Raw genomic sequence first — 12442 nt, forward strand, 5'->3', positions numbered from 1 at the left:
TGACGACAAGACCCTCTGCGCAACGTCATTCTCGGTCCCGGTGCCCTCGGGGTTCATACAGCCGACGATAAGTCTCAATCGTGAGAGCTTGAAACCGACCGTTGTCCTGCTCATGATCTCAGCGATCTGTTTCGGCAGCCGGCAGCAAGCACCCGACGACTTCTCCCCCGTGGGGAGACGGTGCCCGAAGGGCGGATGAGGGGTATAGCCTCGCGATATCAAGGGTTCCGCCAATTGGCGCTTCCCTCATCGAAGCCGCGGCAAAGCCCTCATCGCCTGCCGGCACTTCTCCCCATGGGGGAGAAGCCGAAGCATCTAGGCTCGGCTCTTAACCGTCAGCGAGAATACGCTCGAAGGCCGCAGGGACTTCCCCCGAGCATTCCGCGTCCTTCGGCAAGGCATGGTGTCGTGCATCATGACGCCGATCGTCTGCAATCCGCTCGGGGAGCCTCTCCGCTTGAAGCTCAGCGATACTGGCCGGCCAGCGCCTCGACCTGATCGAGATTGTCCTTGGTGATGAAGCCCGGACCCGAATTCACGTCGTTCGAGGGGATGACCCCGTAGCGGTCGTAATTGGTCAGGAAGACGACCGGCAGATAGCCTTGCAGGAAGGGCTGCTGATCGATCGCGAAGTCGACGATGTCGTCGCGGATCGCCTGGGCGATCTCGCCGGACAGATCGAAGGTCGCGAACACGGTCTGGTCACCGCCAAGGCCCTGTTCCTGGACCGCGCGGATCGTCGGATGGGCGGAGGTGGGCCCGAGGGTCAGGATCGCGTCGGTATCGGGATTGGCCGAGAGATAGGCCGAGACCGTGTTCTGGATCTGACCCGGATCCTGGCCGGCATCGATCATCTGATTGCCGAATTCGACGCCGAGCCCTTCCGCAAAGCCGCGGCAGCGCTCCACCGAGGCCGGATTGGTGATGTAGTGATTGACGCAGACGAAGTGGCTCGCGCCCTCCTTCTTGGCGCGCTCGCCGGCAAGGCGCCCGGCCTCGAATTCCGGCTGGCCCACATGCATGAGAGCGCCGAGCTCCTTGGATTGCTCGGCGGTGCCCGAATTGATGGTGATCACCGGAATGCCCTGATCGACGGCCGCGCGGATCGGGCCGGACAGGACGTCGAAGTCGGCGATCGTCACGATGATGCCGTCGGGATTGGAAGCGGTCGCCTGCTCGACGATGCGGGCCATGTCGGCGAGATCGCCCGTCGGGGGATTGCGATAGTCGACGGTGACGTCGAGCTCGTCGGCGGCGAGCTTGATCGCGTTGCGGATCGTGTTCCACCAGGAATCGGAGTCCGGCGCATGGCTGATCAGCACGAATTGCTCGCCGCCATTGTCTTGGGCCGACGCGGCAAAGGGCAGGGTCGATGCGGCGAGGCCGAGGGCCGTCGCGCACAGCAGAGACTTCATCATGAGTTCCTCCCGAAACGATTTGCGAGCCACTCCTCCCCAGGGCGGCGGCTACGAATGGAATATTCCATCTATTTATTCCGGATTGCAACCCTGTCGTTCCAAATTCTTCGCGCGGATCAGCGTGTCCCTTCGGCCGGCGACGCCGGACAGCCTCTTCCTTCGTTGCGGATAAGGACCTGTTCCAAGCCCTCGCAGCGTCACCGCGATCCGATGCGGCGTGTGCCGGTGGAGACGACGAGGGCGGTGGCGAGGGCGAGCGTCGCGGTGAGCGGGCGAAAGGCGCCGACATCGGTCTCGTTGACCGTCAGCACCGTGCCATTGAGGCGCCGCAGCGGGCTTGTCAGCGTGTCGGTGATCGCGACGATGGGAAGGGCGCGCCGCTGCGCCTCTTCGGCCAGCTCGATCGTGGCCGGCGTGTAGGGTGAGAAACTGATGGCGACGAGCGCATCACCCTCGCGCAGGGCGTGGCGGGTCTCGATCTGGCCGACCGCGCCGTGGAGCATGGCCGGGATCTCCATCTTTTCGAGCGTGTAGGCCATATAGCTCGCAACCGGAAAGGCACGGCGAAACCCCGCGATATGAATGGTTTGCGCCTTCGCCATCACGTCGACGGCTTTATTGAGGGCATCGGGGTCGACCGTTTCGGCCAGCCTTGCCAGGGAATGGCGACCCGCTTCCATGAATTCGGCGAGAAGCGCCCCGGGGGAATCCTGGCCATGATCGCGCAGAACCTCGATGCGTGTCGGATAATCCGGCCAACGCGGCGCATAGGCCTCGCGAAACAGCTTCTGCATCTCCGAATAGCCGGAAAAGCCGAAGAGTTGGCAGAAGCGGACAAAGGCCGAGGGCGGGACCTCGGCCGCCTCCGCAAGCTCGGCCACTGTCGAGACGGCGATCCGCTCCGGGGCCCGCGCGACGAGGTCGGCGCATTGGCGCAGACGCTTGGGCAGCGTCTCGCTCTCCTCCGCCAAGCGGCGGTGAAAGATTTCGAGCCGGGACGGCGCATCCGCAGCGGACATGGCGTTACTCCTTCAATGGGGGCCTTCAATGGGGCCTTCCTTCAGGCCTTTATTTCGGACCGCTTGACAGAGGCGGCTGCGGCGAACCATAGAATGGAACAAATATTCCATTCCAGCAATCCGTTGGGAGAGCGGGTGCCGATCGAAGGGCCAAAACTCTTCGGGCGTGAATGGTTCGCGGGAATAGGGGAGGAGACGCGCCATGCAAAGCCTCGGCATCGGCCTGATCGGGACCGGCTTCATGGGCAAGGCCCATGCGATCGCCTGGGCGAACGCCAATCGCGTGCTGGGAGGCCTGCCGCCGGTGCGTCTCGAACTCCTATGCGACACGCCGATCGAAAAGGCCGAGGCGATGGCGGGGCAGTTTGGTTTTGCCCGCGCCATAGACGACTGGCGCCGCTTAGTGGACGACCCGGCGGTGGACGTGGTCTCGATCACGACGCCGAACGCCCTGCATCGCCCGATCGCCGAAGCCGCGCTTGCCGCCGGCAAGCATGTGTGGTGCGAAAAGCCGCTTGGCGTGACGCTCGCCGATGGCGAGGCCATGGCGGCGGCCGCCGAGGCGAGCGGCCGGACGACGCTGGTCGGCTATAACTATCTGCGCAATCCCGCCTTTCAGCATGCGAGACGCCTCATCGAGGAGGGGCGGATCGGACGCCTGTTCCATCTGCGCGGCTTTGTGGACGAGGACTATCAGGCCGATGGCTCGCTGCCCTGGACATGGCGGTCCCGGCGCGCGGAGGCCGGCCTTGGCGCCCTCGGAGACATCGGCGTTCATCTGGTCTCCCTGCTCACCGGCCTTGGCGGGCCGATCGTCTCGGTCGTCGCGGAGGCCGCCGCCGCCTATCCGACGCGCCCCCTCCCTGAAGGCGGCGAGGCCTCGGTCGAGAACGAGGATATCGCCTCGGCGCTCGTGCGCTTCGAGGCCGGGTTTCATGGGACGCTGGTCATCTCCCGCGCGGCCTGGGGGCGCAAAGGCTCGCTCGGTTTCGAGGCCCATGGCACAAAGGGCATGATCCGCTTCGACCAGGAGCGCCTTAACGAGCTCGAACTCTATGTCGCCGAGGGCGCGAAATCGGAAGCCGGTTTCCGCACGATCCTGACGAGCGGCGAGCATCCCCCCTATGGCGCCTTCTGTCCGGCGCCGGGCCATTCTCTGGGCTTCAACGATCTGAAGGTGATCGAGGCCGGCGAGCTTCTTCGCACGATCGCCGGGGGCGAGCGCGCCCGGCCGGACTTTGCCGAGGCGCTCGCCATCGAGCGCGTCGTCTATGCCATGGCCGAATCGGCCGATCGCGACGGCAGCCGCGTTGCCGTCAGCGCGATGGGCGGCTGAGCCTTATCCCCTGCGTCATTCACATCTCATTGGGAGATTCCATCATGCCTCTTTCCCTCGCGGTTCTCGGCGCCGGTCGCATCGGCAAGGTTCATGCCGACGCGATCGCCGCGACGCCGGGCGCGCGGCTCGTCGCCGTGGCGGATGCCTTCGAGGCCTCCGCCAACGCCCTTGCCGAGGCCCATGGCGCGCGCGTCTCGACTATCGACGAGATCCTCGCCGCCTCCGATGTGGACGCCGTGGCGATCTGCACCCCGACCGATACCCATGCCGATCTCATCGAGCGCTTCGCGCGGGCCGGCAAGCCGATCTTCTGCGAAAAGCCGATCGACCTGTCGCTCGAGCGCGTCCGCCAGTGCCTTTCGGTCGTCGATGAAACCGCCACGCCCCTGATGATCGGCTTCAACCGCCGCTTTGATCCCCATTTCGCCGCCTTGAAGCGGGCGATCGACGAGGGGCGCGTCGGCTCCGTCGAACAGGTGGTGCTGACGAGCCGCGACCCCGGCCTACCCCATCTGGACTATCTTCCCCGCTCAGGCGGCCTCTTTCGCGACATGACGATCCACGACTTCGACATGGCGCGCTTTCTTTTGGGCGAAGAGATCGAGAGCGTCGTCGCCACGGCGTCGGTGATGGTGGACCCAAAGGTCGGCGAACTCGGCGATGTGGATACGGCGACCATCCTGATGCGCACGCCGAGCGGGCGTCAGGCGGTCATCATCAATTCGCGCCGAGCGACCTATGGCTATGACCAGCGCATCGAGGTTCACGGATCGGGCGGCATGGTCAGCGCCGAGAACCAGCACGAGGCCTCGGTGACCATCGCGACAGGCGACGGCTATACCCGCCCGCCCTTGCAGAACTTCTTCATGACCCGTTATGCGGCCGCCTACCGGGCCGAAATCGGCGCCTTCCTGAAGGCTCTCTCCGAAGGCATCGCGATGTCGCCCTCCGGCGATGACGGTCTCGCGGCGCTGGCCCTGGCCGAAGCGGCGACGCGTTCGGTCGCGGAAAAGAGGCCCATCGACCCGCGCTCGATGGGCAAGGGGGCTTGAGGGCCGTTTTGGGGATAGACATACGACATTCACACATCATGCGAAGAGCCTGTATCGCAGGGGATCGCGATCGATCATGGTCGTGACAATGACCTTGGCGATTTGTCTCAGCAGCCGGCAGCAAGAGCCGACGACTTCTCCCCCTGGGGGAGAAGCCGCAGCGTCCATGCCCGGCCCTGACCCGTTCTCCAAAAGATTGCGGATGAGAGTCGGTGCGCCGAATGCGCGGAACATAGCGCAATCGTCTTGTGCGCATGCGCGATAGAGGCTAGGGCGTTTAGGATACAATCCTGTCCGGTCGCCGCCATGTCCCGCCTCTTCGCCTATGCCCGCGTCTCGACCATCGAGCAGACGACCGACAACCAGCTCGGCGAGATTCGGGCGGCCGGCTTTCAGGTTCAGCCGCGCCGGATCGTGACGGAGACGATCTCCGGCTCGATTCCGGCTTCCGAGCGTCCAGGCTTCACGAGACTGATCGACCGGCTGGAGGACGGGGATATTCTCGTCGTCACCAAGCTCGACCGGCTCGGGCGCAACGCGATGGATGTGCGCAAGACGGTCGATCAGCTCGCCGAGCTCGGCATCAAGGTCCATTGTCTGGCGCTTGGCGGTGTCGATCTGACGAGCGCGGCGGGTCGCATGACCATGGGCGTCATCAATGCGGTGGCCGAATTCGAGCGTGATCTTCTGATCGAGCGCACCCAGGCCGGGCTCGAACGGGCGAAGGCCGAGGGAAAGACGCTCGGCCGTCCGCCGCGTCTGACGCCGAACCAGAGACAGGCGGTCGTCGCCAAACTCGCCGAAGGCGCCTCGATCTCGCGCCTCGCGCGCGATTACGGGGTCTCCCGGCTGACCATCACCCGGGCCCGGGACAAGATGAAGGACGCCGCGACATCGTCCGACGAAAGCGCCGACCGGGCGCGCGAGGCCAGCTCCGAGAGAGCCGATGCCGATCCGTCGTGAAAATCGGCACTTCTACCCGATCGACTGGCGCGAACTCTCCGCCGCGATCCGCTTCGGCCGGGCCAAGGGCCGATGCGAGCATTGCGGTCGGCCCCATAACAAGATCGTCTATCATCTCGGCGACGGACGCTGGTTCGACGATGAGGCCGAGCGTTGGCGGGACGGGCGCGGGCGGCTGATCCGCAAAGCCGCGCTGCCCGATCCCCGGTCGGATCAATCGGACCTGACGGTCACGACCACCCTGGTGCGCATCGCCTGCGCCCATCTCGACCAGGACACGTCCAACAACGACGACAACAATCTCGCCGCCCTCTGCCAGCGCTGCCATCTCGATCACGATCGCCCATGGAACCTCGAAAAGCGCCGCCTGACCGTTCTGCTGCGCCGCGCCCTCGGCGATCTCTTCAACGGGCCCTATCGCCGATAGCTCCACGCTTTGGACAAGCGCGGGGCGGGTGGGCACGCTTAGCCGCTCTCCTGCACGAATGAATTCGGCCTTGGAGCGAAATGCGATGAATCGGAACCAGAGCGCATGACGGTTTCTTCGGACGGCGTTGAGCGAGTGCTAGGCATTCGCAATTCAGACTCTCGCTTCCATCGCGTTCGTCATGCTCGGGCCTGTCCCGAGCATCCAGTGCGCCGATGAAGCCGCTTCTTTTTCAGGCGTTTCTGGATTCTCGGCACGGTGGCCGAGAATGACGAAGCGTCGAGGGTAGCGGCTTTACGATCAAGTCGCCCCGAGCGCTCGATCATAGTGTCGTGCGCTCTGAATCAGAACCGCGATTTCACTCCAAGTCTTTGTTTTGCCGCATGACGTGATCCGAAAAATCATGCCACTTTTCGGCAGTATGCTTTATCCCGCAAGCCCGATCTCGACGGCGGTGATGGCGAGGATCAGGAGAACGAGGGTCTCCGTGACGACCATCGCCACATGGCGCCAGCCGAGCTGCAGCATGTCCTTCATATTGGTCCGCACGCCGAGCGCCGAGATGGCGATGACGAGGAGCCAGCCCGACAGATCGACCGCGACGCCTGCGACACTCGCGGGAAGCCAGCCGAGGCTGTTGATGGCGGTCAGCACCGCGAAGCCGATGACGAAGGACGGCAGGCGGACCGATTTGGTGTCGCTCCGCTTCTGGCCTGCGAGAGCCAGGACGATGATGATGAGAACCACCGGCAGCATGGCGACGCGCAGGAGCTTGATGATGGTCGCCACATCGCCGACATCGGTCGAGATCGAATAGCCCGCGCCCACCACTTGCGCGACGTCGTGGATCGTCGCGCCGACCAGGAAGCCGCTCTGGCTGGAGCTGAGCCCCAACACCGTGAACAGGATCGGATAGAGGATCATCGCGATCGTCGAGAGCGTGGTGACCGAGACGACCGTGAAGAGAAGATTGCGCTCGGTCTTGTCGTTGTGGGGAATGACGGAGGCGATGGCGAGGGCGGCCGAGGCGCCGCAGATCGCGACGGAGCCGCCGGTCAGAAGCGAAAAGCGCCATTGCTTGTCGAAGATGCGCCCGCAGACGAAGCCGGTGGCGATCGTCAGGGCGATGAGGCCGATCACCGTGGCGAAGGTCGAGACGCCGAGCGAGGCGATGTCGCCCGTCGTGATGCGCGCGCCCAGAAGCACGATGCCGAAGCGAAGCAGGCTCTTGGAGGAAAATTCGAGGCCCGGCTTGAAGCGCGGGTCGACGGCCAGGAAGTTGAAGGCCATGCCGATCAGAAGCGCGAACAGCATGACCGGCGCCGCATAGTGATCGGCCACGAAGCGCGCCGCGGCGGCCACGACGAGGGCCAGGAGAACCCCGGGAAAAAGCGGCCAGTAGCGGTCCTTGAGGGCTGCGGGGGTCGGAGTCTGCATGAGCTGGCCTTCGTGTTCTCGCCCGTTCTTTGCGGGCATGCGGGAAACCGGTCCGGGTGTCTTGGAACCGGCGCGCGTGCGGCGTCCTAAAGATCGGCGCCGTAGTGGAAATCCTCGGTCAGGCAGGTGGAGAGGCGATGCTCGACCGGCGTGTCGTCGAGCGCCAAGGCGAGGCGCTCCACCTGGAGGACGGGATCGCCGAGCGAGCAGCCGAGATGCGTGGCGACATGATCGCTCGCGAGCTTTGCCTTCAGCTTCTCGGCGGCCCGACCGATGGTAATGCCGTAATGCTCTGAATAGAGCGCATAGACATTGTTCGGGATCGTCTCCATCGCGCCGAGGGTCTCGAACCGGGCCACGGGCAGGGTGACGCGCTCCACGATGACCGGCTTCTCGCCCAGCCGTCTCACCCGGTCGATCCACCAGACGTCGTCTTTCGGCGAGAGCTTCAGCTGGTCCCGAATCAGGGCGCAAGCGCGCGAGCGCCCGCGCCCGATCACCTCGCTCCGGGGAAAGAGGCGTGTGCCGTCATCGGCGACGAGGCGGAAGAACTTGAAGAGAATGCGGCTCTCTTCGGGGATGGCGACGAAGGTGCCGCGCCCCTGCCGGCGCACGAGAAGATGCTCGGCGGTCATGGCGTCGAGGGCCTTGCGCACGGTGCCCTGGCTGACGCCGAGCTCCTTGGCGATCTGGAATTCGCTCGGCAGCATCATGCCGGGCGTCCACTCGCCCGAGATCAGCCGCTGCACCAGCCGGGCCCGCACCTGGGCATAGAGCGGTCTGAACGCCAATCCTTCCGATCCGCTCTCGCTCATCTCGCCGCCGTCTCCATCGCCAATGTCAAATTCTGCCGCTGGCCGCTCGCGATAAAGCGACCGCTTCGGTTCCATACCACCCTTGACACCCGTTCGAAAACATATTTTATGTCTTATACAAGACTTGAGCGAATGCAAAGCCCCAGATCCTCGCGTCGGTCGCCCTCGCATCAATCAGCGAAAGCGAGGTGCGAGGGGCGGCGTCAGGTCGAGCGAATTGTCATCCGATACCGAAAAAGGGAGAAGACCCGATGAGCAGTCATCCGCAGCTATTGGTCCACGATCACAAGGACAATGTCGGCGTGGTCGTCGTCGAGGGCCTGAAGGCGGGCACAGACATGCTCTGCGTCGTCACCCACGACAATTCCTCGTTCCGCCTGACGGCCAATGACGACGTTCCGATCGGCCACAAGATCGCGCTCAGCGATGTGTCCTCGGGCGACACGGCGGTGAAATACGGCGAGGACATCGGGCGCTTCAAGGCCGATGTGAAGAAGGGCAGCCACGTCCATGTCCACAATCTGAAGACCAATCGCTGGTGAGACGATGTGAGGACGCGCCGGCGCCGATCGCCCCGCGCGGCTCATCGCTTTCCCGCTCCCGTCTCACCTTGAAAAGAGCTTGACCATGCCGATCAATACCAACCGCAAATTCCAGGGCTATCGCCGCGAGAATGGCCGCGTGGGTGTGCGCAACCACGTCGTCATCCTGCCGGTCGACGACATTTCCAACGCCGCTTGCGAAGCCGTCGCCAACAACATCAAAGGCACGCTGGCCCTGCCGCATGCCTATGGCCGCCTGCAATTCGGCGCCGATCTCGACCTTCATTTCCGCACCATGATCGGCACCGGCTCCAATCCGAATGTCGCCGCCTGCATCGTGGTCGGCATCGAGCCGGGCTGGACCCAGAAGATCGCCGACGGCATCGCCGAGACCGGCAAGCCGGTCGCCGCCTTCTCGATCGAGCAGAATGGCGATCTGAAGACGATCATGGACGTCTCGCGCAAGGCGAAGGAAATGGTCCAGTGGGCCACCGAGCTTCAGCGCACCGAATGCGACGTCTCCGAGCTCTGGGTCTCGACCAAATGCGGCGAGTCCGACACGACCACCGGCCTCGGCTCCTGCCCGACCGTCGGCAATATGTATGACAAGCTGATCCCCGAGGGCATTTACGGCGTCTTCGGCGAGACCTCCGAGATCACCGGCGCCGAGCATATCTGCAAGGAGCGGGCGGTCGATGCGGAAGTCGGCGAGCGCTGGTACAAGATGTGGAAGGCCTATCAGGACGACGTCATCTTCGCCCATGCCACCAACGATCTGTCGGAATCCCAGCCGACCAAGGGCAATATCGAGGGTGGCCTTTCCACCATCGAGGAAAAGGCACTCGGCAATCTCGAAAAGATCGGGCGCGAGTGCAAGTTCATCGACATTCTCGAGCCTGCCGAAGCCCCGCAAAAGGGCAATGGCCTCTATTTCATGGACACCTCCTCGGCAGCGGCCGAATGCGTGACCCTGATGGCGGCTGCCGGCTATGTGATCCACACCTTCCCGACCGGCCAGGGCAATGTCATCGGCAATCCGATTGTGCCGGTGGTGAAGATCACCGCCAATCCGCGCACGGTCCGCACCATGTCGGAGCATGTGGATGTGGATGTCTCCGGCATTCTGCGCCGCGACATGACGATCGATCAGGCGGGCGACGCGCTGATCGAGAACATTATGCGCACCGCCAATGGCCGCATGACGGCGGCCGAAGCCCTTGGCCACCGCGAATTCGTGATGACCAAGCTCTATCGCAGCGCCTGATCGGCCGCGATCTGCCTGTTTCGAGGTCGGCCGCCCCATCGGCGGCCGGCCTTTTCGTTCACCGAGTGCCTGATAGAAGAGGGTGAGATGCCTGAGATCGTGATTTCCGAATTCATGGACGAGGCGGCGGTGGACCGGCTTCGCGAGCGCCATGACATTCTCTACGATCCGGATCTCGTTGATCAGCCTGACGCTTTGCGCGAGGCGCTGAAGACGGCAAAAGCGCTCATCGTGCGCAACCGCACAAAGGTCTCGAAAGAGCTCCTGGCCGATCTGTCCTCGCTCGCCTGTGTCGGACGGCTCGGTGTCGGCCTCGACAATATCGACCTCGACGCCTGCAAGACCAAGGCCATCACCGTCTATCCCGCGACCGGCGCCAATGACGTCGCGGTCGCCGAATATGTGGTCACGGCGGCGCTGACGCTTCTGCGAGGCGCATACAACCGAAGCCCCGACATTGCGGCGGGGCGCTGGCCACGCATGGAGATGATGGGCGGTGAGATCGCCGGCAAACGCCTGGGGCTGATCGGCTATGGCGCGATCGCCCGCAAGGTCGCGGCGCGCGCGCAAAGCTTTGGCTGCGAGATCGCCGCCTTCGATCCGTTTCTGCCCGAAGGCGATGCCGCCTGGCAGAGCGCCGAGCGCCTCGATCTTCAGGCCTTGCTTCGGACCTCGGACGTGATCAGCCTGCATGTGCCGCTCACCGAGACGACGCGCCATCTGGTCGGCCGCGATGCGATGAAGGCGATGAAACCGAGCGCGATTCTGATCAACACGGCGCGGGGCGGGGTCGTCGACGAGGCGGCGCTCGTCGAGGCGCTTCGGGCTGGGCAATTGGGCGGCGCCGCGCTCGACGTCTTCGAGAGCGAGCCGCTCGACCGGGAAGCCGGCGCGCGCTTCGAAGGGGTTCCCAATCTGATCCTGACGCCGCATATCGCCGGCGTTACGAAAGAGGCGAATGTCCGCGTGAGCTCTGTCACGGCGGACAACGTCCTCAACCATCTTGCGAGCCTGTCCCAATGACCACCACACTGTCGATCGAAGACACCGAGCGCCTCGTCGCGAGCGCCCTTCAGCGCGCCGATGTCGGCCCCGCCCAGGCCGCCTCCGTCGCCTATGCGCTGGTCACCGCCGAAGCGGCGGGCCAGGGCGGTCATGGTCTGCGGCGCGTGCCGGCCTATAGCGGGCAGGCCAAGGTGAAGAAGGTCGATGGCCATGCGAGCCCCGTGATCGAGATGACGCGGGCAGCGACGATGCGCGTCGATGCCGCCGAGGGCTTTGCCTATCCTGCCTTCGATCTCGCCATCGAGCGGGCACCCGCGATCGTCGCCGAGACGGGCGTTCTGGCGATCGGGGTGCGAAATTCCCATCATGCCGGCGTTCTCGGCCTCACCGTCGAGCGCTTCGCCGAAAAGGGCCTTGTCGCCTTGATGATGGCCAATGCCCCCAGCGCCATGGCGGCCTGGGGCGGCACCAAGGGCGTCTTCGGCACCAATCCGATCGCCTTTGCGACGCCTCTGCCGGACGCCGATCCCGTCGTCATCGACCTCTCGCTCTCCAAGGTCGCGCGGGGCAAGGTGATGGCCGCCAAGCAGAAGGGTGCCGCCATTCCCGAAGGCTGGGCTCTCGACAAGGACGGCAATCCGACGACCGACGCCGACGCCGCGCTTGCCGGCACCATGGTTCCCGTCGCCGACGCCAAGGGCGCGGCTCTGGCGCTGATGGTGGAAATGCTGAGTGCGGGGCTGACGGGCTCGAATTTCGCCTATGAGGCCTCCTCGCTCTTCGACGACAAGGGCGCGCCGCCGCGCCTCGGCCAGTTCATCCTCGTCCTCGACCCGAAGGCCATCGGCGGCGCGAACGCACTCCACCGCCTCGGCGACCTCGCCGCGATGATCGGCCACGAGCCCGGCGTGAGGCTTCCGGGCCGCCGAGGTCTCGAAGCCCGGCGCAAGGCGGCGGAGGCTGGGCTTGTCATCGAGGACGACGTGATGGCGATGATCGAGGCGGTGTGAGGGGGAGAGTGGAGTGCGGCGATACTGTTTCCGAACTGAGTGTCTGAATGGTGGTGATGGGTGGTTAGCGGTCGGTCTGCTTTCAGACGGGAATACAAATAAGCAGACGATGCCATCGCATCCGCTCAAGACCCATAGACGCGGCCATGCT

At 64.6% G+C, this 12442-nt stretch carries 12 protein-coding genes; 8 read left to right on the forward strand and 4 right to left on the reverse strand.

The window, feature by feature from the left end; all coding sequences use genetic code 11:
- Positions 1–464: 464 nt before the first annotated feature.
- A complete protein-coding gene (locus tag B9A15_RS17005) occupies positions 465–1418 on the reverse strand; it encodes a sugar ABC transporter substrate-binding protein (RefSeq protein ID WP_084411717.1) in 954 nt (317 codons plus the stop codon).
- A gap of 197 nt (positions 1419–1615) precedes the next feature.
- Complete coding sequence (locus tag B9A15_RS17010; protein WP_084411718.1) at positions 1616–2437, reverse strand: MurR/RpiR family transcriptional regulator; 822 nt, start codon at positions 2435–2437, stop codon at positions 1616–1618.
- Between the two features lie 202 nt (positions 2438–2639).
- Between B9A15_RS17010 and B9A15_RS17015 the strand changes: the two genes are divergently transcribed.
- The 4 genes from B9A15_RS17015 (at position 2640) to B9A15_RS17030 (ending at position 6218) form a co-directional block, all read left to right on the forward strand.
- Complete coding sequence (locus tag B9A15_RS17015) at positions 2640–3773, forward strand: Gfo/Idh/MocA family protein (protein WP_084411719.1); 1134 nt, start codon at positions 2640–2642, stop codon at positions 3771–3773.
- A gap of 44 nt (positions 3774–3817) precedes the next feature.
- Complete coding sequence (gene iolG / locus B9A15_RS17020) at positions 3818–4828, forward strand: inositol 2-dehydrogenase (RefSeq protein WP_084411720.1); 1011 nt, start codon at positions 3818–3820, stop codon at positions 4826–4828.
- A gap of 306 nt (positions 4829–5134) precedes the next feature.
- Entirely contained in the window at positions 5135–5791 is a 657-nt protein-coding gene (locus B9A15_RS17025) for a recombinase family protein (protein ID WP_084411721.1), read from the forward strand.
- Positions 5775–6218 (forward strand): hypothetical protein, encoded by a 444-nt coding sequence (locus B9A15_RS17030; RefSeq protein WP_084411722.1) that lies wholly within the window; start codon positions 5775–5777, stop codon positions 6216–6218. Before B9A15_RS17025 ends, B9A15_RS17030 begins: the two co-directional genes overlap by 17 nt.
- A 426-nt stretch (positions 6219–6644) precedes the next feature.
- On the opposite strand, the gene B9A15_RS17035 is transcribed toward B9A15_RS17030, so the two are convergent.
- Entirely contained in the window at positions 6645–7655 is a 1011-nt protein-coding gene (locus B9A15_RS17035) for a YeiH family protein (RefSeq protein ID WP_084411723.1), read from the reverse strand.
- Between the two features lie 86 nt (positions 7656–7741).
- Positions 7742–8470, reverse strand: a complete 729-nt coding sequence (locus B9A15_RS17040; protein ID WP_084411737.1) for a GntR family transcriptional regulator — start codon at positions 8468–8470, stop codon at positions 7742–7744.
- A 251-nt stretch (positions 8471–8721) separates the two neighbouring features.
- On the opposite strand from B9A15_RS17040, the gene B9A15_RS17045 reads away from it, so the two are divergent.
- The 4 genes from B9A15_RS17045 (at position 8722) to B9A15_RS17060 (ending at position 12291) form a co-directional block, all read left to right on the forward strand.
- Positions 8722–9012, forward strand: a complete 291-nt coding sequence (locus B9A15_RS17045; protein ID WP_084411724.1) for a UxaA family hydrolase — start codon at positions 8722–8724, stop codon at positions 9010–9012.
- A gap of 85 nt (positions 9013–9097) precedes the next feature.
- Entirely contained in the window at positions 9098–10276 is a 1179-nt protein-coding gene (locus tag B9A15_RS17050; protein ID WP_084411725.1) for a UxaA family hydrolase, read from the forward strand.
- A gap of 87 nt (positions 10277–10363) precedes the next feature.
- Positions 10364–11299 (forward strand): hydroxyacid dehydrogenase, encoded by a 936-nt coding sequence (locus B9A15_RS17055; protein ID WP_084411726.1) that lies wholly within the window; start codon positions 10364–10366, stop codon positions 11297–11299.
- The gene (locus tag B9A15_RS17060; RefSeq protein ID WP_084411727.1) at positions 11296–12291 is read left to right on the forward strand and encodes an Ldh family oxidoreductase; all 996 of its coding nucleotides are present in this window, start codon (positions 11296–11298) and stop codon (positions 12289–12291) included. Before B9A15_RS17055 ends, B9A15_RS17060 begins: the two co-directional genes overlap by 4 nt.
- Positions 12292–12442: the final 151 nt, after the last annotated feature.

This window comes from Fulvimarina manganoxydans (assembly GCF_900176465.1).
Classification (GTDB): domain Bacteria; phylum Pseudomonadota; class Alphaproteobacteria; order Rhizobiales; family Rhizobiaceae; genus Fulvimarina; species Fulvimarina manganoxydans.